This window comes from Chitinasiproducens palmae, assembly GCF_900095735.1.
In the GTDB taxonomy this organism is placed as follows: Bacteria; Pseudomonadota; Gammaproteobacteria; order Burkholderiales; family Burkholderiaceae; genus Chitinasiproducens; species Chitinasiproducens palmae.
Map to the genome: position 1 here is coordinate 267499 of NZ_FNLO01000004.1, position 22721 is coordinate 290219.

Sequence of the window (22721 nt, forward strand, 5' to 3'; positions counted from 1 at the left end):
CAGGCATGGCGGACGCCGCGCCAACGCGCGAAACGATCCTGTCGATCGGCCCGGACCACAGCGGCGAGACCAGCACGCTGACGGTCAAGCAGCTCGAGAAGCGTTACGGCGCGCGCACCGTGGTCAGGGACGTGTCGCTGGAGGTGAGGAGCGGCGAGGTGGTCGGCCTGCTCGGTCCGAACGGCGCGGGCAAGACCACTTCGTTCTATATGATCGTCGGGCTGGTGCCGCTCGACGCCGGCGAGATCCTGCTGGACGATGTCGAGATCTCGCAACTGCCGATCCACCGGCGCGCTCGCCTGGGCCTGTCCTACCTGCCGCAGGAAGCCTCGGTATTCCGCAAGCTGTCGGTGGAGCAGAATATTCGTGCGGTGCTGGAACTGCAGACGGACGAACACGACCGTCGCCTGAGCCGCAGTGAAGTGAACACCCGGACCGACGCGCTGTTGCAGGAATTGCAGATCGCCCACTTGCGAGACAACGCCGCGCTGTCGCTGTCCGGCGGCGAACGGCGCCGCGTGGAGATCGCGCGCGCGCTGGCCAGCGATCCGTCGTTCATTCTGCTCGACGAACCTTTTGCCGGCGTTGACCCGATCGCGGTACTTGAGATACAGAAGATCGTGCGCTTCCTCAAGGCCCGCAACATCGGCGTGCTGATCACCGACCACAACGTGCGCGAGACACTGGGCATCTGCGACCACGCGTACATCATTGCCGACGGGCACGTGCTCGCCTCCGGCGCGCCCGCGGACATTATCGAGAACGAACACGTACGCCGCGTGTATCTCGGCGAGCATTTCAAGATGTAAGCATGCGCGCGGCGTGGCGTGCGCGCCGCGCGCGCAGAAAGTCCGTCGCCAGCATTACGCGTGCCCGCAATGCCGTTTAACATGTAGGCAGGTGCCTTCGAGGGTCGCCATGCCCGCCCGTGCACCCGGGTGCCTCGGCGCACCGACATGCCAGTGCGAATATCTTTGGACGAAATCCGGCAATTTGAATGAAAGCCAGTCTGCAACTCCGCTTCTCGCAACACCTTGCGCTGACACCGCAGCTGCAGCAGTCGATCCGGCTGCTGCAGTTGTCGACGCTCGAACTGCAGCAGGAAGTGGCTGCCGCGGTGGCGCAGAACCCGTTGCTGGATAACGACGAGGACTGGATCGGCAAGGCAACCCGCGTTGCCACCGACGGCTCGATCCATACCTCCGGCCCGGCGCAGTCGTCCGGCGACAGCGCGCCGCCCACCGGCGAATCGGCCGCGCCGAGCGACGCCGCGCCCGCCCCGGAGAGCAATGCGCTCGATTCGATCGGGCAGGACAATGGCGAGAGTTCGAGCTGGAGCCTCGACGACTTCCCGCGCGGCGGCGCGCCGAGCGACGACGACGACCTGCCGCCGATGCAGTTGCAGGAAGTGCCGACCAGCCTGCGCGACCATCTGCTCGCGCAATTGCATTTGACGCAGGTGGACCAGCGCGACCGCGCGCTCGCCACCTTCCTGATCGAATCGCTGAGCGACGACGGCTATCTGAACGAGTCGCTCGAGGACGTCGCCGAGGAACTGCCGGAAGAGCTCGACGTCGAGCTCGACGAACTGCAGGCAGCGCTATCGCTCGTGCAGAGCTTCGAGCCGTGCGGCATCGCGGCGCGCTCACCCGCCGAGTGCCTGCGCCTGCAACTGCTGCGGCTCAAGGCGGACCCGACCCGCAAGCTGGCGCTGGACATCGTCGACAACCACCTGCCGCTGCTGGCCGCACGCGATTTCACGCGACTCAAGCGCAGCCTGAAGGTGGACGAGGATGCGCTGCGCGAGGCGCACGCGCTGATCCGATCGCTCGAACCGTTCCCGGGCGCCGCCTACGGCAAGCCCGAAGCGGACTACGTGGTGCCGGACATCCTGGTGCGCAAGACCTCGGCCGGCTGGCTCGCCGAGCTCAATCCCGAGGTGGTGCCGAAATTGCGTATCAACAGCCTGTACGCGAACATCCTGCGCAACAACCGGGGCGACCCGGGCAGTGGTTCGCTGCGCCAACAGTTGCAGGAGGCGCGCTGGCTGATCAAGAACATTCAGCAGCGTTTCGAGACGATTCTGCGTGTCGCGCAGGCCATCGTCGAGCGTCAGAAGAGCTTTTTTGCGCATGGCGAAATCGCCATGCGTCCCTTGGTTTTGCGGGAGATTGCTGATACGCTAGGTTTGCACGAGTCGACGATTTCGCGCGTCACGTCCGGCAAATACATGCTTACGCCGTTCGGTACGCTGGAGTTCAAATACTTCTTCGGCTCGCACGTTTCCACCGATACCGGCGGCTCGGCATCGTCCACGGCGATCCGGGCCCTGATCAAGCAACTGATAGGAGCGGAGGATACCCGTACACCGCTGTCAGACAGCCGCATCGCCGAATTGCTGGCCGAACAGGGCTTCGTGGTCGCCCGACGAACGGTCGCGAAATATCGTGAAGCGCTGCGGATTCCAGCGGTCAACCTGCGCAAGTCCTTGTAATCCGGCGCACTGTCGCGCCGGTTAAACCGGTCGCGACCGAAGTGACAAGCGGCGATACGACCGAAGGTCCGTACCGCCGCCGGTGTCGCGGCCTCCAGCATGGAGAGCACTATGAATCTGATCATCAGTGGACACCATCTCGAAGTCACGCCTGCCCTGCGCGAATACGTGGTCGCCAAGCTCGACCGGGTCATCCGCCATTTCGATCAGGTGATCGACGCCACGGTGCTACTGGCGGTGGATAATTCCCGCGAGAAGGATCGCCGCCAACGCGCGGAGATCACGGTCCGCGTGAAAGGGCGCGACATCTACGTGGAAAGCGCCGAGTCGGATCTCTATGCCGCAATCGACATGCTGGTCGACAAGCTCGACCGCCAGGTCCTCCGTCACAAGGACCGTCTGCAGGGTCACCAACGCGAAGCGCTGAAGCACCAGACCGACATCATCGGCGCCGAGCAGCAGGTCGGCTGACCGGACGCGGCCCACGCGCCGCCCGTTCCGCAACACATTGCATCGGCCTCGGGGCCGACAAGGCTCCATCGGAGCCGGGACGCGCGTCCCACGCCGCCGCTACTGCCTGCCTCGCGCAGGTGGGAGGCGGCGGCGAAACAACTGCGGCAAAGTCGCAACGCGCACGCGCCGCTCGCGCGTGTCCCCGCCGCTTTCTCCCAGGTTTGTATTTATAATGCTTCGATCGAATACGGGGTCGTAGTGGTAGCAGCGCGCTCAAGGACTCGACGATGGACTGACATGGCGCGGCGACGCCATGCCGTTGCCCGGCTCGCCGGTGTGCGGGCCATCGCACTAGAAGACGCAGTGTCGCGCTATCCGTCAAAATGAATCGTCTAGCCAAACTGCTCCCTCTCGAAAACGTTGTTCTCGATCTTGCCGTCACCAGCAAGAAACGCGTGTTCGAGCAAGCGGGACTGATCTTCGAAAATCAGAACGGCGTCGCGCGCAGCATCGTGACGGACAATCTGTTCGCGCGCGAACGGCTGGGCTCCACGGGGCTCGGCGAGGGCGTGGCGATTCCGCACGGCCGCATCAAGGGATTGAAGCAACCGTGCGCCGCGTTCGTGCGTCTGGCCGAGCCGATCCCGTTCGAAGCCCCGGACGGCCTGCCCGTCAATCTGCTGATCTTCCTGCTCGTGCCGGAACAGGCCACGCAGCAGCACCTTGAAATTCTCTCCGAAATCGCGCAACTTCTGTCGGATGCGGCGGTTCGCGAAAAGCTTGCGACCACCGCCGACCGGGGCGAAGTGCATGGCCTGCTGACCGACTGGCGTCCCTGAGGACCTGCAACCGCCGCGCCGCGCCGTCGCGCCTGCCTTGAAGCGGGGCGACGGGTCCGGCGTGCTCCGCGGCTTTCCGGACCGTCCGGCGAGCCAAGCTTCCGACCGACTGGCACGATGGACACTTCGAGCATCAATGCGCAGAGCATCTTCGACGACAATGCGCCGGCGCTGAAGTTGAGCTGGCTGTCCGGCCACGAGGGCTGGGAGCGCGGCTTCTCCGCCGAGACCGTCGAGAATGCGACCTCGGGCGCCGACCTGATCGGCCACCTGAACCTGATCCACCCGAACCGGATACAGGTGCTCGGCGAGGCGGAGCTGAAGTACTACAACCGCCTGAGCAGCGAGGACAGCAGCCGCCACATGGCCGAGCTGATCGCGCTCGAGCCGCCGTTCCTGGTGGTGGCCGACGGCAACGAGGTGCCGAAGGAACTCGAACTGCGCTGCACGCGATCGTCGACCCCGCTGTTCACCACGCCGCTCTCCTCGGCCGCGGTGATCGACAATCTGCGTCTGTACATGTCCCGTATCCTGGCGCCGCGCGCGACGATGCACGGGGTGTTCCTCGACATCCTGGGCATGGGCGTGCTGCTCACCGGCGATTCCGGTCTGGGCAAGAGCGAACTCGGTCTCGAACTCATCAGCCGGGGCAACGGGCTGGTTGCCGACGACGCGGTCGATTTCGTCCGGCTTGGCCCCGATTACATCGAGGGACGCTGCCCGCCGTTGTTGCAGAATCTGCTCGAAGTCCGCGGGCTCGGACTGCTCGACATCAAGACCATCTTCGGCGAGACCGCGGTCCGCCGCAAGATGAAGCTCAAGCTTATCGTCCAGTTGGTGCGGCGCACCGATGGCGAGTTCCAGCGCCTGCCGCTCGATTCGCAAACGGTCGACGTGCTCGGCATCCCGGTCTCGAAGGTGACGCTGCAGGTGGCGGCTGGCCGCAACCTCGCGGTGCTGGTCGAGGCCGCGGTGCGCAACACGATCCTGCAGCTGCGCGGCATCGACACGCTGCGCGACTTCATGGACCGGCAACGGCTTGCCATGCAGGATCCGGACGGCCAATACCGCTAGCGGCACGCCGCAGCCGATGGCGGGACGCCGCCGCGGTCGCGATGCTATGATGCAAGCACTTTGGCCGCGGCCGTTGACGATGCGCCGGGCCCACCGCCTGCAAGGCATCCGTTCCAACTGCGCCGCCTGCTCCGTCGCGCCCGCCGATGCCTACCATGGCCATGCGCGGGCTACCAGGCGGCTCACCGCCGCGAGCCTGGGAGCCTCCTGTCGCCGATGCGCATTGTCCTCATCACCGGCATCTCCGGTTCCGGTAAATCGGTCGCGCTGACCGCCCTCGAAGACGGGGGCTACTACTGCGTCGACAATCTGCCGCCCCGCTTCCTGCCCGATCTGGTCAGCTTCCTGACCAACGACGGCCGCACGCTGCTTGCCGTCGCCATCGATGCTCGCTCAGGAATGGGCCTGATCGACATGCCGGGCATATTGACGCGACTGCGCGAAGCCGGCCACGACGTACGGGTGCTGTTCCTGAACGCGAGCACGCAGGCCTTGATCGCGCGCTTCTCCGAGACGCGTCGGCGCCATCCGCTTTCGTCGGTCAATCCCGAAGGCCCGGACGCGTCGCTGGCCGACGCGATCGAGGGCGAGCGCGAGCTGCTCTCCAGTCTGGCCGAACTGGGACACCAGATCGACACCAGCAGCCTGCGCTCGAATACGCTGCGTGCCTGGGTCAAGCGCTTTGCCGAACACGACAACGACCACCTGACGCTGATGTTCGAGTCATTCGGCTTCAAGCGCGGTCTGCCACTGGATGCGGACTTCGTGTTCGACGTCCGCTCGCTGCCCAACCCCTTCTATGATCACCAGTTGCGGGCGCTGACCGGCCTGGACGAGCCGGTCAAGCGCTTCCTCGGCCAGGTTCCGGCCGCCGCCGAGATGATCAGCGACATCCACGCCTATCTGGAAAAGTGGCTGCCGACGTTCCGCGACGACAATCGCAGCTACCTGACCGTCGCGATCGGCTGCACGGGCGGCCAGCATCGCTCGGTCTACATCGCGCAGGCGCTGGCGGCGCGTTTCGGCGGCGAGGCGCAGGTGATCGTCCGGCATCGCGACATGGTGCCGGCGCCGCTGCCCGCGTCTGCGCCCGTGTCTGCGCCCGTGTCTGCGCCAATCGCCGACGCCTAGCGCGCGCCGCGGCCACGGTCTATGCTGATGATGCGGCCCGGTTGCGCCGCGCGCGACTTCCGGCGTCGCTGCGCGACGCCGGGCCGGCACTGCCGCGCCGTTGCAGGCGCCCCCGCGACACGGACGTAGCGATGATGGCCGAGACTCTGCAAGACTTACCGTTGTTCCCGCTCGGCACCGTGCTGTTCCCGGACGGTCTGCTTCCGCTGCGCGTCTTCGAGGCGCGTTACCTGGACATGACGCGCGAGTGCCTGCGCGAGGCCAAGCCGTTCGGCGTGTGCCTGATCCGCGAGGGCGCGGAGGTCGCGCAGGCCGGCGTGGACGTGGTGCCGGAAACGGTGGGCTGCCTGGCCGAGATCATCGACTGCGACATGCAGCACCTCGGCGTGCTGCTGCTGCGCACGCGTGGCACGCATCGTTTTCATCTGAACGCCTGGCGCACCGGCGCCGACGGACTACTGCGCGGCGACGGCAAGCTGGTGCCAGCCGATCCGCCGGTCGACGATCCAGCCGACCTGCATTGCCTGCCGCCCTGCGCGGCGGTGCTGCGACGGATCGTCGAGACCCTCGGCGAGCGGGACACCAACCTTCCGTTCCTCGAACCGTTCCACTTCGACGACCCGTGCTGGGTCGGCAACCGACTTGCCGAAGTGCTGCCCCTGCCGCTGGGCGCACGCCAGAAACTGATGGCGCTCGAACATGCCGGGGCGCGTTTGCGGCTCGTGCATCAGTTCATGGAAAAGCATCAGTTGCTGTAGCGGCACGGCCTCGCGGGTCGCCCGTCAGAGCAAGGTGCCGCGCAACTGGCCAAGCAGCTTGCTGATCGGCGCGGGCAAGCCGTAGCTGTCGAGCGCATCGAGCCGAACCCAGCGGGTCTCGGTCGCAGCCCCACCGCCCGCCTCCGCCACCGTGCATGCTTCGGACGCCGGACCGGCGGCGCCGTCGGCTGCCCGCTGATCGATGCATGCGTGGATGTCGAGCTTGAAGTGCGTAAAGGCGTGCGACAGCGGCCCCAGCATCTCGAAACGCGCGGCACCGCCCAGCGCACGGGTGCGCTCGGCCAGCGCCGGCTCGGTGTCCGCCTCCGGCAAGCTCCACAAGCCTCCCCAGATGCCGGCGGGAGGCCGCTTCTCGAGCAGCACGCGGTCGCCGTCGCGCAGCACCAGCATCCACCGCGCGCGGCGCGGCACGGTCTTCTTCGGCCGTGGCGTCGGCAACGCGCGCTCGCGACCGGTCAGATGGGCGACGCAGTCGTCGGCGAACGGGCACCGCACGCACGCGGGCGTGCCGCGTACGCAAAGCGTCGCGCCGAGGTCCATCAGACCCTGCGTATAGGCGCCCATCGCCGGATCGCCCTCGCCGGGGAGCAGCGACTCGGCCAGCGCCCACAACTGAGTCTCGACCCGCTTTTCGCCCGGGAAGCCTTCGATGCCGTAGGCGCGCGCCAGCACACGCTTCACATTGCCGTCGAGGATGGTCTCGCGAGCGCCAAATGCGAAGGAAGCGATCGCCGCGGCGGTGGACCGGCCGATGCCCGGCAACATCGCCAGCGCGGCGGCATCGCTCGGGAATACGCCGCCGTGGTTGGCCACCACTTCCTTCGCAAGCCGGTGCAGGTTGCGCGCACGCGAGTAATAGCCGAGCCCCGCCCACAGCGCGAGCACCGCGTCCTCATCCGCCGCGGCAAGCGCCGCCACATCCGGGAACCGCTCCAGGAAACGCGCGTAGTACGGAATCACCGTCGTCACCTGCGTCTGCTGCAGCATGATCTCGGACAGCCAGATCCGGTAGGGATCGCGGGTGCGCTGCCAGGGGAGGTCGTGCCGGCCATGGACGCGTTGCCATGCGACCAGCCGCGCGGCGAATTGCTGATGCGGAATCATCGTTGGCACGCGGGACAGAAGAACGTCGAGCGCTGCTGCTGCACGATCTGGCGGATCGGCGCGCCACAAGTCTTGCAGGGCTGACCGGTGCGGTCATAGACGTAATGATCCAACTGAAAATAGCCGCTTTCCCCGCTGCTGTTCGCAAAATCGCGGAGCGTGCTGCCGCCCTTGCTGATCGCTTCGGCGAGCGTTTCCTTGATCGCGTCGGTCAGGCGTCTATAACGCGCGAGCGAAATACGGCCGGCCGGCGTGGTCGGACGGATGCCGGCCTTGAAGAGCGCTTCCGACGCATAGATGTTGCCGACACCGACCACGATGGTGCCGGCCAGCAGCGCCTGCTTGATGGCAAGCGAGCGGCCGCGCGTGGCCCGGTACAGCATGTCGGCCGAAAACGCAGGCGTCAGTGGCTCGACGCCGAGACCGACCAGGAGCGGATGCAGCAAGACGTCGCCCGCGCTGCGCGGATGCCAGAGCACCGCGCCGAAACGGCGCGGATCGCGGTAGCGCAGCAGGAAGTCGTCGAAGCGCCAGTCGACGTGGTCGTGCTTGCCCGCCGCGTTGCCGGTCGCCGGCTTCCCCTCCAGCACGCGCAACGTTCCAGTCATGCCAAGGTGGACGATCAGCCAGCCCTCGGCGGACTCGAACAGCAGGTATTTGCCGCGTCGCTCGACGCGCTCGATGAGCGCACCTTGCAAGCGCGTCGGCAGATCGGGCGGCACCGGCCAGCGCAGGGCGGGCACGCGAATCTCGACGGCCTGGACGCGGCGTCCGGTCACATAGGGCTCGACGCCCCGTCGGGTCACTTCGACTTCTGGTAGTTCTGGCATGGGGTCCGATGTATGGAACCGTTCATCGCGGTTCCTGTCCGATCGCGCGTGCCCGCGGTCCGGCGTGCACCACTGCGTCTGCTTCTGTGTCCGTGCTTGTGTCCGTCGGCGTGCCTGTGTCTTGCCGTGCGTCGGGCGCCGCCGGTGGCGAGCCCGACGCACGCAGGTCGGCGCACCCGCCCCCAGGCGCCCCCAGGCGCCACCGCCCGCCACGACGCGTCTTGAATGGCGCCTCGGCGAGGGTCCGGCACCGGCGCGCCCGGCAGAGATGACGGCGACGCCGGCCATTGCAAGGGCAGCAAGTCCGCCATTCTAGCGGTCGCGCTACAATCTTCGGAAACCCTCATCACGCGTCCATGAATCCAGTCGTCGCCCCGCATACGGCCGGCTCGCAGCCGGCCCCGTCTCGAAGCGAAGCCCGCGCCGCGCCGGCAAGCCTCCCCTTCCGGCTCCGCGCTTCGCTACGGACGCTCACGCTGGCGGGATTCGTCGGCGCACTGAGCTACGGCACGGCCTACGCGCAGGATGCCGACACCCCCGCCGCGCCGCCTGCCGATGCAGCGGTGGTGAAGTCCAACAGCGCGCCGCCGATCAGGAAGGCCGATGCCAGCCTGCCGAACACCCGGTTGACCAGCCAGATCGTCTACCAGGTGCTCGCCGCCGAAATCGCGCTGCAGCGCGGTCAGGTCGCGCCGGCGTACCAGACCTACATGGCGCTGGCGCGTGAATCGCGCGACCCGCGCATGGCGCAGCGCGCCGCCGAGATCGCGCTGAAGGCGCAGAGCCCCGGCGACGCGTTGACTGCCGCCCGGCTGTGGCGGCAGTACGCACCGAACTCCGAGCAGGCGGTGCAGCTCGATACCTCGCTGCTGGTACTGGCCGGCAAGCTCGACGACGCGCGACCGGTGCTGGTGGCCGAGCTGGCGCGCGTGCCGCAGGGCGAGCGCGGCGCCGGCATCATCGCGCTGCAGTCCTTGCTTGCGCGTGCACCCGACCCGGTGGCGGCGCTGGCGCTGCTGCAGGATCTGTTGAAAAACGACCTACAGCGCCCCGAAGCACGCTTTGCGATCGCCCGGCAGCAGATCGCGGCCAACGACATCCCGGGCGCGCGCGCATCGCTCGAAGCGGCGCTGAATCTGAAACCCAACTTCGAGCCGGCGGCGCTGCTGCTCGGCCAGATGGGCCCGGCCGAGCGCCGCGAAGCCATTGCCACGCTGGCCGGCTACGTCGATCGTCATCCGGACGCGCGCGAGACCCGCGTCGCGCTGGCACAGCTCTACGTCAGCGACAACCAGCCGGACGCAGCGCGCGCGCAATTCGAGGCGATGCGCAAACAGGACCCGCTCGACCTGACACCGCTGCTCGCGCTCGGCATGCTGGACCTGCAGGCCAAGCGCTACGACGCCGCCGAGCAATCGTTCCGGCAGTACGTGGCCGGTGCCGAAAAGCAGGCGGCCGCCGGCACGGTGGTCGATCCGGGGCAAGCGTATCTGTTCCTCGCGCAGATCTCGCTCGAACGCGGCGACAAGGATGGTGCGCGCGCCTGGTTGGGCAAGGTGTCGCCGAACAGCAGCCGCTACGTGAACGCGCAGATCGGGCGCGCGCAGTTGCTGGCGGATGCGGGGCAATACGACGCCGCGCGCGATACGCTGGCCAGCCTGCAGCCGCGCGACCCGCAGGAAGCGGTCGCGGTCGGACGCGCGGAGGCCGGCATCCTGTTCGTCGCAAAGCGCTATCCGGAAGCGGAAAAGAAACTCGCGGCGCTGTCGCAGCTGGTGCCCGACGACCCGGACGTGGCCTACGATCACGCGATGGCCGCCGAACGGACCGGCCATTACGAGGTGATGGAAAACGAACTGCGTCGCCTGATCGCCCTCGATCCGACCAATCCGCAGGCCTACAACGCACTCGGCTATTCGCTGGCCGATCGCAACGTGCGGCTCGACGAGGCGGCAAAGCTGGTCGAGAAGGCGGTGTCGCTGGCGCCTAACGACGCCTACATTCAGGACAGCCTCGGCTGGGTGCGCTATCGCCAGGGCGACAAGACGCAGGCGCTGTCGCTGTTGCAAGGCGCATGGGACAACAAGCCGAACGCCGAGATCGGCGCCCACCTGGGCGAGGTGCTGTGGCGGGTCGGACGGCAGGACGACGCGCGCAAGACCTGGCAGGCGGCGGTGGCGCTGGATGCCGACGATCCGACCCTGCTGGCAACGCTGCGCCGGTTCAAGATCGAGCCGCGCGCGGTCCCCGGACCCGCCGCTGCGCCAAGCAGGCCGGGCGACGGTAGCGGATCGGTCCCGGCGGCAACGGCGAACCCGTCATGATCGGCCGCCTGCTCCTGATCGCCACGCTGGCGCTGGGCGCCTGTGCCACGGTGCCGCCTGGAGCGCAGAACGAGACGGATGCCGGACGCGCAACGCGCACCGTGCCGCCGACTGCCAGCTACCAGGGCCGCTTCTCGCTCGGTTACGTCGACCAGACGCAGAGCGAGCGGCATGTGTACGGCAACTTCGCCTGGCGCGAGACGGGCGACGCGGTGCGGGTCGAACTGCGCAATCCGTTCGGTTCGACACTGGCGGTGATCGACAGCGACGAGGCCGGCGCCACTCTGACACTGCCGAACCGGGAGCCGCAGCGTGCCGCCGACGTCGAAGGACTGATGCAACGCGCACTGGGCTTTGCGTTGCCGGTGAGCGGCCTGCGGTATTGGCTCGCTGCGCAGCCGGCGCCCGGCACCGCGCCGTCCGGCGTGCGTCGCGACGCGCAGGGACGCCTCAGTCATCTCGACCAGGACGGCTGGTCGATCGATTACCTCGGCTACGCGGAACCGACCGCCAGTGGCGACGCAGCACGCGCCGGCGCGAACGGGCCGGCCCAAGCGGCCGCGCCCGGCGCCGCAGCGGTCACGCGGATGAACCTGGAGCGCGACGGCGCCAGCGGCAAACCGCTGGACGTGCGTCTCGTGATCGACCCGCCGGCCTGACCGCCGACTCAGGTCCTGCATCGGCCAACGGCATCCCGACCGATGCAAGGCCGGCGTCGCCGCGCCACTGCCGGTGCGATGGCGACTGTCATCGCGCCGGCCCTGGCCAGGGCCACTGCGCGTGCCCGTGCATCCGCGGCCACGCCCGCTGCCACCCCGCTTTCAGCTAGCTGCCGCCCACCGATCGACTGATCGACGCGAAAAGCGCACCGGGGCACGACTGTCAGGCACAATTCGGCACGGCGACGGCGGGCCGTGGCATGAAACTGCGTGCCTGCCTCGCCGTCCACTCATCGATCATCGTCGCCCGATGGCGCCGCGCTACCCGTCATGTCTGTCAAGCCCGTCAGCCCGGTCAGTCCCGCCATTCGTCCGCTGCCCCCCGCGGTTGCTCCAGCCGATGCGTCAACGGATGCTTCAGCCGATGAGCCGCTGGCTGCGCCGACGCGCCTCGTCGACTGCCTGGCGCCCGCGAAGCTGAACCTGTTCCTGCACATCGTCGGCCGCCGCGCCGACGGCTACCATCTGTTGCAGACCGTCTTTCAACTGCTCGATTGGGGTGACCGGCTCGACTTCGAACGGCGCGACGACGGGCAAGTCGTGCGTGAGTCGGAAATCGACGGCGTGCCGGCCGACGACGATCTGACGGTACGGGCCGCGCGCCTGCTGCAGGCGGAAACCGGCACGCCCTTCGGCGTCTCGATCGCAGTGAGAAAAGTGCTGCCGATGGGCGCGGGCCTGGGCGGCGGCAGCTCGGATGCGGCGACCACGCTGCTTGCGCTGAACCGCCTGTGGGATCTCGGTCTGACGCGTGCGCGACTGAAGGAACTGGCGCTGCGGCTCGGCGCCGACGTGCCGTTCTTCGTGCACGGCGAAAACGCGTTCGCCGAGGGGGTTGGCGAAGCCCTGCAAACGGTGCCGCTGCCGACGCGCTACTTCCTGGTCGTCACGCCACCGGTCCATGTCGCCACCGCAAAGATTTTCACCGCAAAAGACTTGACACGCGATTCGGCTCCAGTCAGAATTACGGACTTCCTAGGAGCACACAGCTGCGACGGTTTCGGCAGAAACGACATGCAGCCGGTGGTGATCCGGGAATACGCCGAAGTGGCACAGGTGCTGGATGAGTTGAATCGCCATGCATCTGCGCGGATGACCGGATCTGGGGCAAGCGTTTTCTGTGCCTTTGCATCCCGGCAAGCGGCGCTCGATGTGGCTGCGTGTTTGCCGGCGGATTGGCGGGCAGTGGTCGCGAAGAGCCTCGACACGCATCCGCTGCACGCGATGGCATCCTAGTTGTAGCGTTTGTATCGACTGCACGATACGAATGTCTAGTCAGTGCTGCAGGGGAGTCGCCAAGTTGGTCAAGGCACCGGATTTTGATTCCGGCATGCGAGGGTTCGAGTCCTTCCTCCCCTGCCAAAGTTTCCGCTCACAGCCGTGCCCCAAGATTGCCGTAAAGGCGACATCACGATGAACGACAGTCTGGTGGTATTCACCGGCAACGCCAACCCTGGCCTTGCTCACGAAGTCGTCAACATCCTCGGTATCCCGCTCGGCAAGGCAGCGGTCAGCCGCTTCTCCGACGGCGAAATCTCGGTCGAAATTCAAGAAAACGTTCGCGGCAAGGACGTGTTCGTGCTGCAGTCGACCTGCGCACCGACCAACGATACGCTGATGGAATTGATGATCATGACCGACGCGCTGAAGCGCGCCTCGGCAGGTCGAATCACCGCAGCCATTCCGTATTTCGGTTACGCCCGGCAGGATCGCCGGCCCCGCTCGGCGCGGGTCGCGATTTCCGCCAAGGTTGTCGCCAACATGCTGGAAAGCGCCGGCGTCGATCGCATCATCACGATGGATCTGCATGCCGACCAGATCCAGGGCTTCTTCGACATTCCGGTCGACAACATCTACGCGACGCCGATCCTGCTCGCCGATCTGCAAAAGCAGAACTACGACAATCTGCTCGTGGTGTCGCCGGACATCGGCGGCGTGGTGCGTGCCCGCGCGCTGGCCAAGCAGCTCAACACCGATCTGGCGATCATCGACAAGCGCCGCCCGAAGGCGAACGTGGCCGAGGTGATGAACATCATCGGCGACGTTGAAGGCCGCAACTGCGTGATCATGGACGACATGGTCGATACCGCCGGCACGCTCTGCAAGGCGGCGCAGGTATTGAAGGATCGCGGCGCGCTGAAGGTCTTCGCCTACGCGACGCACCCGGTGCTGTCCGGCGGCGCCGGCAAGCGGATCGCCGAATCGTCGCTCGACGAGCTGGTGATCACCGACACGATCCCGCTGAACGCGGAAGCCCGTGCCTGCGCGAAGATCCGTACGCTGTCGAGCGCCAGCCTGCTCGCGGAAACGTTCTCTCGAATCCGCCGCGGCGACTCGGTCATCTCGCTGTTCGCCGAGAAGCAGGACGAAAGCTGAATTCACGACACGCGGCCTGGTCGCGTGTCGCGACGGTGGGGCGGTGTAACGCTCCACCGTCACCGGCGCCCCGCTCGAACGGGGCGTTGCTTCAAGGTCGGCCGGACGGGAATGCCCTCCGGCCTTTTCACTGCCTGGTCGCGGGCAGTCATATGGAGAAACTCATGCAAGTCATCGCTTTCGCGCGCAGCGAACAGGGAACGGGTGCGAGCCGCCGCCTGCGCCGCGCCGGTCGGACCCCGGGCATCATCTATGGCAGCGGCGAACCGGAGCTGATCGAACTCGATCACAACGCGCTGTATCACGCGCTGAAGAAGGAAGCCTTCCACGCGTCGATCCTCGACCTGGAAATCGCCGACGCGAAGCAGCAAGTGCTGCTGCGCGACGTCCAGTATCACCCGTTCAAGCAGCTTATCCTGCACGTGGACTTCCAGCGCGTCGACCAGAACCGTGCGCTGACCACCAAGGTGCCGCTGCACTTCATGAACCAGGAAAGCAACCCGGCGGTCAAGCTGGGCGGCGCGATCATCTCGCACGTGGCAACGGAGCTGGAAATCAGCTGCCTGCCGAGCGCCCTGCCCGAGTTCATCGAAGTCGACCTGTCGAAGATCGAATCCGGCCACTCGGTTCACGCGAAGGACGTGACGCTGCCCGCCGGCGTGACGCTGGTGCCGCACGTCGAAGCCGAAAACCCGGTGCTGGCCTCGGCCGCGATCCCGGCTGCCGTGGCATCGGAAGAAAACGCCGCCGACTCGGACGAGGGTGCTGCTTCCTGAGCGCAGTCATCCTGAAGGACGCAGCATCGACCCGCCCGGCCGCAATGCCGGGCGGGTTTTTCTTTTGAAGGAGGCAACGCCCATGATCAAGCTGATCGTCGGACTGGGCAATCCCGGTCCGGAATACGCAGCGACCCGGCACAACGCGGGCTTCTGGTTCGTCGATCGCGTCGCGGCGGACATCGGCGCGACACTGCGCCACGAGCAGCGCTTCCAGGGCATGGCCGGCCGGGGCAGGCTTGGCGGGCACGACGTGTATCTGCTCGAACCGCAGACCTTCATGAATCGCTCGGGACTGTCGGTGGTGTCGCTGGCGCGCTTCTACAAGATCCTGCCGGACGAGATCCTGGTCGCCCACGACGAGCTCGACCTCGCGCCCGGCGTCGCGCGCCTCAAGCGCGGCGGCGGCACCGGCGGTCACAACGGCTTGAAGGACATCGGCGCGCACCTGTCGACGCCGGACTACTGGCGCTTGCGCCTGGGCATCGGGCATCCGCGCGACGGCCTGCCGGCCGGCGCCAAGCCGGATGTCGCCAACTTTGTCCTCAAGCCGCCGCGGCGCGAGGAGCAGGACCAGATCGACGAGGCGATCGACCGCGCGTTGGCCGTGCTGGACGGCTTCGTGGCGGGTCAGGGCGAACGCGCGATGATGCAGCTGCATCGGCAGGGCTGAAGCCCTCGCGCAGTGGCGGCTGCGGCGGCTGCGCCGGCGCGCGGCAGCCGGACGCAGGCACCGGCGGCGGCCCGCCGGCCTGCCCGACCGCCACCCCGCCACACGCGCCTAACCGGCCGCCTTCAACGCCTTCAGGTGTTCGGCCTTGGCCAGCAGCTCGGCTTCCGTTTCGACGTGCGCCGGATCACGTGGAATGCATTCGACCGGGCACAGCATCTGGCACTGCGGCTCGTCGAAATGCCCGACACACTCGGTGCAGCGCGACGGCTCGATCACGTAGATTTCCACGCCCATCGAGATCGCATCGTTCGGACAGGCCGGCTCGCAGACGTCGCAATTGATGCATTCGTCGGTGATGATCAGCGCCATGATTCTCGCCGGAAGGTCAGGCGGCCGCGGCGACCTTCGCCTTCAGGCGCGCCTCGACCGACGGGAAGACGAACTTGCTGACGTCGCCGTGCAGCTGCGCGATTTCTCGCACCATCTGCCCCGAGATGAACTGGTATTGGTCGGACGGCGTCATGAACATCGTCTCGACGTCCGGCAACAGGTAGCGATTCATGCCCGCAAGCTGGAATTCGTACTCGAAATCCGACACGGCGCGCAAACCGCGCACGATGATGCGCGCGCCATGCTCGCGCACGAATTCCTTCAGCAGGCCGCTGAACCCTTCAACCTGCACGTTCGGATAGTGGGCGAGCACGTCGCGGGCAATCTCGAGGCGCTCCTCGAGCGAGAAGAACGGCCCCTTGTTGCGGCTCGCGGCGACGCCGACGACCAGCCTGTCGAACATGCTCGACGCGCGCCGGACGAGATCCTCGTGGCCGCGCGTGAACGGGTCGAACGTACCGGGATACACCGCAATAACCATGGCTGATATTCCTCTTGGCTTGCCTCTTGGGGATCGGTCACTGTCTCGGCCATCGGTCCCACTGCGGCCGGCAGCGGGCGTCTCCTGCCCGCGCGCGCATTATTGACTATTTTCGCAGCGCAGCAAATGGTAATGCACCGCGCCCGCCTTGTCCGAACGATCCACCCGCCAGCCGGTTTCCTCGGCCAGCGTCAACGACGCCGGCGCCTCGACATAGATCGCGCCGTCGGGGCGCGCCAGCCGCATGGCCAGCGGCAGCGCCGCCGCCAGCGCGTCGCCGCCGAACGGCGGATCGAGGAAGATCACGTCGAAACTGTGCGCAGCCAACCCTTGCGCGAAACGCAGCGCATCGGCCTCGACGATGCGCACCGCGCTCGCGTCGAGCTTTTGCCGATTGGCTTCCAGCTGTCGCGCCGCCTGCCGATTGCGTTCGACCAGCACCACCTCGCTCGCGCCGCGCGACGCCGACTCGAAGCCCAATGCGCCGCTGCCGGCAAACAGGTCCAGACAGCGTTGACCGTCCAGCCGCTGTCCCAGCCAGTTGAACAGCGTTTCGCGAACCCGGTCCGGCGTCGGGCGCAGGCCTTCGGCATCGAGCACGGGCAGGACGGTGCGCTTCCAGATGCCGCCGACAATGCGGACCTGGGCGGCGGTCGGACGACGCCGGGGCGTCGGGCGGCTGAGACGAGACATCGGGCGAAAAACGGCCGGTTGGCACCGACCGATCGTGTAGGGGAGACCGGCCGGCCATTATCGCAGGTTTGACAATCCGCTCCCGCGCGGGGGGTCTTTCCAGCGCGCCGGCGCGAGACCCGCGGGCGCACAGACGCGCGTAGACGCGCAGCGGCGCACGGCCGGCGCACGGCCGAAGCGCGGACCGGTGCGCTCAGCGCCCGCCGACGATCACCGAGACCCGCCTGGCCGGCGCCAGATGCGCGGCGAAGGCGCGCGACGCCTCGTCAAGCGCGACCGCGGCGGCACGAGCCGGCCAGCGTGCCAGCTCATCCGGCGGCAGGCCGTCGAAGCCCGTGTCGGCGACATGGCGCAACAGCTTGGCGTTGCTGTCGAGGCCGAGCGGATAGCCGCGCAGCATTTCGTTGCGCATCCGCTCGAAATCGTCGGCGTCGACCCCATCGCGCTGATACGCGTCCATGACCTCCAGCACGGCGCCCAGCGCCTGCTCGGCCTGGTCGGCGCGGGTCTTCAGCGCAACGCGCACGAAGCCGTAGCGGCTCGCCAGCAGCGTGCTCGACACATCGTAGGCCAGGCCGTCGCGCTCGCGCACCACCGCATGCAGCCGCCAATTCAACGCGCGGTTGGCCAGCGCCAGCGGGACCGCATCGGCATGGGTCGCCGGCACGGTCAACGCGCCCACCAGCACATGCGCCTGCGCGGCGTCATGGGCGACACGCTGCAGGGTTGCCTGCGCAGGCGCGAAGCGATAGTCGACTGACGTCGCAGCGCCCGGCGGCAGGCCGACGGTGAGGCGCGCCGCCAGATCCTCGGCCGCAGCCTGGGACAGGTCGCCGACGATGGTCAGAATCGCACCGGCGGCGCCGCAATGGCTTCGCCAGAACGCATCCAGGTCGGACAGCGCAATCCGCTGCAGGCTGTCCGCATCGGGTGTGCGGGCCAGCGGATGGTCGCCGAAGACGCCGGTCTCGAACGCGCGCTCGGCGACCCACTCGGTTTCGGTCTCCTGTTCCGCCAGCCACGCTTCGAGACGATCGCGCTCGCGTTCGAAAACGCGCACGCCGAAGCGCGGACGGCTCAGACCGCGGCCCAACAGCGCGATCGCCGGTTCGCGCCAGGCCGCCGCGGACAGCATGCGGAGGCCGACCGACAGGCACGACGGCCGAACGTCGACCGACAGTTCGGCGCCCAGTTCGTCAAACGCCGCTTCGATCGCTTCCTCGTCCAGCGCCGGGCCGGTGTCGCCGCGCGGTATCGCGGTGAACAGCAGACTGCGAACCAGCTCGGCGACGCCGGCACGGTCGGCCGGGTCGTGCACCGCACCCGCGTCGAAATCCAGATTCACGTCGACGATCGGCACCTCGTGCCGCGCGACGAAGCGCACTTCGACACCGTTGGCCGTATGCCAGCGCGCGACCGCCGGGGCGGCCGGCAGTGGCCGATGCTGTCTAGACATGTTCATCCTCTGGAAGCAGGGTCGCGACCGTCACGGTCTGGGTCGTGAAATATCGCTTCGCCGCCGCGCAGACCTGCTCCACGCTGACCGCGCAAAGACGCGCATCGATCTCGGCAAGATCGTCCGGACGGAAACCCAGCACGGCGAGCCGGCCCACCGCGCCGGCCTCGTCGAAGATCGAATCGCTGCGGTAGATGCGCGAGACGATCAGACGCGTCTTGACGCGTTCGAGCGCGGCACCGTCGACGTCGCCGGCGGCGATACGTGCAAGCAGCGCATGGATTTCCCGCTCGACCCGGGCCGGATCGACATCGGCCGCGGCAATCGCGCCGATCACGAACAATCCCGGTTCGCGGCTGTAGCAGTCGTACCAGGCCCACACCTCGTCGGCGACACGGCGCTTGCGCACCAGCGCCAGTTCCAGGACGCGCTGCGCGTCGAGCAGTTCGGCCAGGACCACCAGCGCGAACACGTCGTCCTGCTGCCGCGCCGTTGTGTCGCGCGCGTGCTGACCGTCGTCGGCCGGCGCGCTGGCCGTTGCCAGGCTGCTCAGGTTCGGCGCCTTGAAGCCGAGCGCAAGCTGCGGCGCCGGCACGCGCGCCAGGGTTTCGATACGCCGCGCGCCACGCTGTTCGGGCTCGCGCTGCGGCCGGCGCTGGGGCAGCGGCCGCGCGTCGATCGCGCCGTAGTAGCGTGCCGCCAGGTCGAAGGCGCCTTGCGGGTCGACGTCGCCCGCCACGATCAGCGTCGCGTTGTTCGGCGCATACCAGTCCCGATACCACGCGCGCGCGTCGTCGACGTGCATCGCCTCCAGGTCATCCATCCAGCCGACGATGGGCCAGCGCTGCGGCGACGCATGAAACGCGCTGGCAAACAGCCCCTCGTACAGCAGGCCGGTCGGATCGTCGTCATTGGTCTGACGCCGCTCTTCCATGATCACGCGCAGTTCGCGGACGAAGTCGGCCTCGCCGATGACCAGGTCGGTGATCCGTTCCGCCTCGATCGCCATGACCGCCTCGAGGGCGTCCGCCGGCGCCTCCACCGTGTAGGCGGTGTAGTCGGTCCAGGTCAGCGCGTTGGCGTAGCCGCCCAGGGCGCTGATCTGCCGGTCGTAATCGCCGACGCCATAGCGGTGCGTGCCGTTGAACATCAGATGCTCGACGATGTGCGCCAGGCCGGTGCGTCCGCTCTGTTCGTCGATCGACCCCACCCGGAACCACAGGCCGTGGGCAACCACCGGCGCGCGATGGTCCTCCATCACGATCAATCGCATGCCGTTTGCCAGCGTGCGTTCGTGGCACCGCGCGGGCACCGACGCCGGCAGCGCCCGCTGGCTCGCTTGCCGCGCCGATACTGCGTCAGCCATGCTTTCCTCTCTGCTAAAATGTGCCGGTTGTGCTGTCGGCGCCGCGCGAGCAATCGTCCCGCTCGCCGCGTACGGCAACGTCGAGGCCATGCCGCTCGCGATGCCGCCAATGCAGCACGGCGCCGACGCCAAGCTCATTTCCGCACGCCACTCGCCCGCCGCTGCGAGCGGCGCCTGCGGGTCTCGCACGATACACCGCCCGGCTCACCGACCGGGCCGGCCCGTACATAAATATGTTCAGTTTTTTCAAACGCTTCACCCGCTCTCAGAACGAAGCGGCGGCGCCAGAGAAGCGCGATGATACGCCGGCCGAGACGCCCGCGCCGGGCGAAGCCGACGTGGCGCGCGATGCGGCACCTGTTGCGCCGCTAGAGACGCCGCCAGGCACGCCGGCACCGATTCCGGCCCCCCCGTCTGCCCCGGTACCGACGGCTTCGCCGGTTCCGACGCCTACGCCGGTTCCGACGCCCGCGCCGGTTCCGACGCCCGCGCCGGTTCCGACGCCCGCGCCTGTTCGGACGCCCGCGCCTGTTCCGACGCCCGCGCCTGTTCCGACGCCCGCGCCTGTTCCGACGCCCGCGCCTGTTCCGACGCCCGCGCCTGTTCCGACGCCCGCGCCTGTTCCGACGCCTGCGCCTGCATCCGCTCCAGCCGCCACGCCTGCCACGACCGCGTCGTTTGCGCCGGCGCAGCAGCCGGCCCCGCAGCCGCAAGCCGGCTTCGAGATGCCTGGCAGCGTCTCGGCAACCACACCGGCGACGACGCCGCCCGAGCGCTCCGACGCACCGGAAGCCGCGTCCCAGGGCGGTTGGCTAGGCCGGATCTTCGGACGCGGTGGCGAGGCCGCACCGATCGAAACGCCGGTGCCGCCGCCCGTCGAGGTGCCGGCAGCGGCATCGTTCACGACGGTCGAGCGCACGGACGACTACGAGATCGTCGCGCCGCCGGCGCAGGCGCCCGCCGAGAAGCAATCGTGGCTGCGCCGGCTGCGCAGTGGCCTGTCGAAGACGAGCGCCGGCATCGCGGGCATCTTCGTCGGCGTCAAGGTCGACGAAGCATTGTTCGAAGACCTGGAAGCCGCGTTGCTGATGGCCGACGCCGGCATGGATGCGACGCAATATCTGATCGACGCGCTGCGCGACCGGGTGCGCTACGAGCGGCTGACCGACGGCGCCCAGGTCAAGGCGGCGCTGCGCGATCTGTTGGTCGAGTTGCTGCAGCCGCTGGAGCGCTCCCTGGTGCTGGGACGGGCGACGCCGCTCGTGATGATGATCGCGGGCGTGAACGGCGCGGGCAAGACCACCAGCATCGGCAAGCTCGCGCGTCATCTGCAGAACTACGGGCAATCGGTGCTGCTGGCGGCCGGCGATACGTTCCGTGCCGCCGCACGCGAACAGTTGGCGATCTGGGGCGAACGCAACAGCGTGACGGTGGTCGAGCAGGAAGGCGGCGATCCGGCCGCGGTGATCTTCGACGCCGTGAATGCGGCGCGCGCTCGCAAGATCGACGTGATGATGGCCGACACTGCCGGCCGCTTGCCGACGCAGCTGCACCTGATGGAAGAGCTGCGCAAGATCAAGCGCGTGATCGCCAAGGCCGATGCCGCGGCGCCACACGAAGTGCTGCTGGTGATCGACGCTAACAACGGCCAGAACGCGCTCGCCCAGGTCAAGGCCTTCGACGATGCGCTGGGCCTCACCGGGCTGATCGTCACCAAGCTCGACGGCAGCGCGAAGGGGGGCATCCTGGCCGCCATCGCCCGGCAGCGTCCGATTCCGGTCTATTTCATCGGCGTCGGCGAGAAGGTCGAGGATCTACAGCCGTTCTCGGCCCTTGAGTTCGCCAACGCCCTGCTCGGCGACGATTGACGCAAGCAAGACGGCCGGGGCGGCCGGGCAGCTAACGCGGGCGTGTCCGGTGCCGGCCCCCCAGGCCCCCAGGCCGGTATGGACCTGGGCGGCCTGGGGCCCGCGCCAGACGATCAGCGAACCTTCACCTCGAGGGTGTACAGCTCGTCCACGCCGAAACGCATCGTTTGTCCGCGCTTCACCGGCCCCACGCCGGCCGGCGTGCCGGTGAAGATCAGGTCGCCGGCCTTCAGCTCGAACAACGTCGAGAGCGACGCGATCGTGTCGGCCACCGGCCAGATCATTTCCTTCAGGTCGCCGCGCTGCCGCGTCTCGCCGTCGACTTCGAGCCAGATCGCGCCCGCGCTGGGATGCCCGGCCTTTGCGACTGGACGGATCGGGCCGATCGGGCCCGACTTGTCGAAACCCTTCGCCGCGTCCCAGGGCCGGCCAAGCTTCTTCGCCTGCGCCTGCAGATCGCGACGCGTCATGTCGAGTCCCAGCGCATAGCCATACACCTTGTCGAGTGCCTGCGCAGCCGGGATGTCACGGCCGCCGGCGGCCAACGCGACCACCAGCTCGACCTCGTAATGCAGATCGGCCGTTTGCGGCGGATACGGCAGTTCGCCGGCCGTGCCAATGGCCACCGGGAACACGGCGTCGGCCGGCTTCGAGAAGAAGAACGGCGGCTCGCGATCCGGATCGTGTCCCATCTCGCGCGCATGGTCGGCGTAGTTGCGTCCGACGCAGTACACGCGCCGCACCGGAAAGGTTGCCTGTTCGCCCTCGACCGGCAGGCTGGTCGCCGCCTGCGGCTCGATTACATAGCTCATGCAAATCACTCCTTGGAAAGTGGGGGCGGGCCCGAGGCGCCGCGTGCGTGCAACAATAGCACCTAGCGCGCGTGCCGGTTGCC

The 22721-nt window shown here is 67.8% G+C and carries 22 protein-coding genes and 1 tRNA gene; 15 read left to right on the forward strand and 8 right to left on the reverse strand.

Features of this window, described 5'->3' with window-relative positions:
- Window positions 1-5 precede the first annotated feature (5 nt).
- The 7 genes from lptB to BLU54_RS08940 all read left to right on the forward strand — a co-directional run bounded on the left by lptB (window position 6) and on the right by BLU54_RS08940 (window position 6749).
- On the forward strand, window positions 6-809 hold the full coding sequence (gene lptB / locus BLU54_RS08910; protein ID WP_091907410.1) for an LPS export ABC transporter ATP-binding protein: 804 nt from the start codon (window positions 6-8) through the stop codon (window positions 807-809).
- Window positions 810-997: 188 nt separating this feature from the next.
- Window positions 998-2494 carry an RNA polymerase factor sigma-54 gene (locus BLU54_RS08915; RefSeq protein WP_091907170.1) on the forward strand — a complete coding sequence of 499 codons (1497 nt, stop codon included), beginning with the start codon at window positions 998-1000 and terminating at the stop codon, window positions 2492-2494.
- 111 nt (window positions 2495-2605) lie between these two features.
- Entirely contained in the window at window positions 2606-2965 is a 360-nt protein-coding gene (gene hpf / locus BLU54_RS08920; RefSeq protein WP_091907172.1) for a ribosome hibernation-promoting factor, HPF/YfiA family, read from the forward strand.
- A 365-nt stretch (window positions 2966-3330) separates the two neighbouring features.
- Window positions 3331-3786, forward strand: coding sequence for a PTS sugar transporter subunit IIA (locus BLU54_RS08925; protein WP_091907174.1), 456 nt, complete (start codon window positions 3331-3333; stop codon window positions 3784-3786).
- A gap of 117 nt (window positions 3787-3903) precedes the next feature.
- Window positions 3904-4860, forward strand: a complete 957-nt coding sequence (gene hprK, locus BLU54_RS08930; protein WP_091907176.1) for an HPr(Ser) kinase/phosphatase — start codon at window positions 3904-3906, stop codon at window positions 4858-4860.
- A 216-nt stretch (window positions 4861-5076) separates the two neighbouring features.
- Entirely contained in the window at window positions 5077-5991 is a 915-nt protein-coding gene (rapZ, locus tag BLU54_RS08935) for an RNase adapter RapZ (RefSeq protein ID WP_091907178.1), read from the forward strand.
- A 131-nt stretch (window positions 5992-6122) separates the two neighbouring features.
- Window positions 6123-6749, forward strand: coding sequence for an LON peptidase substrate-binding domain-containing protein (locus tag BLU54_RS08940; RefSeq protein WP_407919405.1), 627 nt, complete (start codon window positions 6123-6125; stop codon window positions 6747-6749).
- Between the two features lie 24 nt (window positions 6750-6773).
- On the opposite strand, the gene mutY is transcribed toward BLU54_RS08940, so the two are convergent.
- Together mutY and mutM are read right to left on the reverse strand one after the other, a co-directional pair.
- Complete coding sequence (gene mutY, locus BLU54_RS08945; protein WP_091907182.1) at window positions 6774-7874, reverse strand: A/G-specific adenine glycosylase; 1101 nt, start codon at window positions 7872-7874, stop codon at window positions 6774-6776.
- Entirely contained in the window at window positions 7871-8704 is an 834-nt protein-coding gene (gene mutM, locus BLU54_RS08950) for a bifunctional DNA-formamidopyrimidine glycosylase/DNA-(apurinic or apyrimidinic site) lyase (RefSeq protein ID WP_091907184.1), read from the reverse strand. Before mutM ends, mutY begins: the two co-directional genes overlap by 4 nt.
- Window positions 8705-9060: 356 nt before the next feature.
- Between mutM and BLU54_RS08955 the strand changes: the two genes are divergently transcribed.
- From BLU54_RS08955 to pth, 7 genes are all read left to right on the forward strand, one after another.
- Window positions 9061-11028: a tetratricopeptide repeat protein gene (locus BLU54_RS08955; RefSeq protein WP_091907186.1), complete on the forward strand. Its 1968-nt coding sequence runs from the start codon at window positions 9061-9063 to the stop codon at window positions 11026-11028.
- Window positions 11025-11687 (forward strand): lipoprotein insertase outer membrane protein LolB, encoded by a 663-nt coding sequence (lolB, locus tag BLU54_RS08960; protein WP_091907188.1) that lies wholly within the window; start codon window positions 11025-11027, stop codon window positions 11685-11687. Before BLU54_RS08955 ends, lolB begins: the two co-directional genes overlap by 4 nt.
- A gap of 330 nt (window positions 11688-12017) precedes the next feature.
- Window positions 12018-12983 carry a 4-(cytidine 5'-diphospho)-2-C-methyl-D-erythritol kinase gene (gene ispE / locus BLU54_RS08965; RefSeq protein WP_091907190.1) on the forward strand — a complete coding sequence of 322 codons (966 nt, stop codon included), beginning with the start codon at window positions 12018-12020 and terminating at the stop codon, window positions 12981-12983.
- A gap of 49 nt (window positions 12984-13032) precedes the next feature.
- Window positions 13033-13109: transfer RNA gene (locus tag BLU54_RS08970), tRNA-Gln, on the forward strand.
- Between the two features lie 51 nt (window positions 13110-13160).
- Window positions 13161-14123: a ribose-phosphate pyrophosphokinase gene (locus BLU54_RS08975; RefSeq protein WP_170845084.1), complete on the forward strand. Its 963-nt coding sequence runs from the start codon at window positions 13161-13163 to the stop codon at window positions 14121-14123.
- A 164-nt stretch (window positions 14124-14287) separates the two neighbouring features.
- Window positions 14288-14899: a 50S ribosomal protein L25/general stress protein Ctc gene (locus BLU54_RS08980; RefSeq protein WP_091907413.1), complete on the forward strand. Its 612-nt coding sequence runs from the start codon at window positions 14288-14290 to the stop codon at window positions 14897-14899.
- Between the two features lie 82 nt (window positions 14900-14981).
- Complete coding sequence (gene pth, locus BLU54_RS08985) at window positions 14982-15572, forward strand: aminoacyl-tRNA hydrolase (RefSeq protein WP_091907415.1); 591 nt, start codon at window positions 14982-14984, stop codon at window positions 15570-15572.
- A 108-nt stretch (window positions 15573-15680) separates the two neighbouring features.
- Here pth and BLU54_RS08990 read toward each other — a convergent pair whose 3' ends face one another.
- The 5 genes from BLU54_RS08990 to BLU54_RS09010 form a co-directional block, all read right to left on the reverse strand.
- Window positions 15681-15941 (reverse strand): YfhL family 4Fe-4S dicluster ferredoxin, encoded by a 261-nt coding sequence (locus BLU54_RS08990; protein WP_091907192.1) that lies wholly within the window; start codon window positions 15939-15941, stop codon window positions 15681-15683.
- Window positions 15942-15957: 16 nt separating this feature from the next.
- A complete protein-coding gene (coaD, locus tag BLU54_RS08995) occupies window positions 15958-16443 on the reverse strand; it encodes a pantetheine-phosphate adenylyltransferase (RefSeq protein ID WP_091907194.1) in 486 nt (161 codons plus the stop codon).
- 99 nt (window positions 16444-16542) lie between these two features.
- Window positions 16543-17169 carry a 16S rRNA (guanine(966)-N(2))-methyltransferase RsmD gene (gene rsmD, locus BLU54_RS09000; protein ID WP_407919408.1) on the reverse strand — a complete coding sequence of 209 codons (627 nt, stop codon included), beginning with the start codon at window positions 17167-17169 and terminating at the stop codon, window positions 16543-16545.
- 160 nt (window positions 17170-17329) lie between these two features.
- Window positions 17330-18592 (reverse strand): M16 family metallopeptidase, encoded by a 1263-nt coding sequence (locus BLU54_RS09005; RefSeq protein ID WP_139169581.1) that lies wholly within the window; start codon window positions 18590-18592, stop codon window positions 17330-17332.
- Window positions 18585-19958, reverse strand: a complete 1374-nt coding sequence (locus tag BLU54_RS09010; protein WP_170845085.1) for a M16 family metallopeptidase — start codon at window positions 19956-19958, stop codon at window positions 18585-18587. The genes BLU54_RS09005 and BLU54_RS09010 overlap by 8 nt, the downstream gene beginning before the upstream one ends.
- A 725-nt stretch (window positions 19959-20683) precedes the next feature.
- Between BLU54_RS09010 and ftsY the strand changes: the two genes are divergently transcribed.
- The gene (ftsY, locus tag BLU54_RS09015) at window positions 20684-21826 is read left to right on the forward strand and encodes a signal recognition particle-docking protein FtsY (protein WP_139169583.1); all 1143 of its coding nucleotides are present in this window, start codon (window positions 20684-20686) and stop codon (window positions 21824-21826) included.
- 113 nt (window positions 21827-21939) lie between these two features.
- Here the strand turns inward: ftsY and BLU54_RS09020 are convergent, their stop codons facing one another.
- Window positions 21940-22638, reverse strand: a complete 699-nt coding sequence (locus tag BLU54_RS09020; RefSeq protein WP_091907201.1) for a fumarylacetoacetate hydrolase family protein — start codon at window positions 22636-22638, stop codon at window positions 21940-21942.
- Window positions 22639-22721 lie beyond the last annotated feature (83 nt).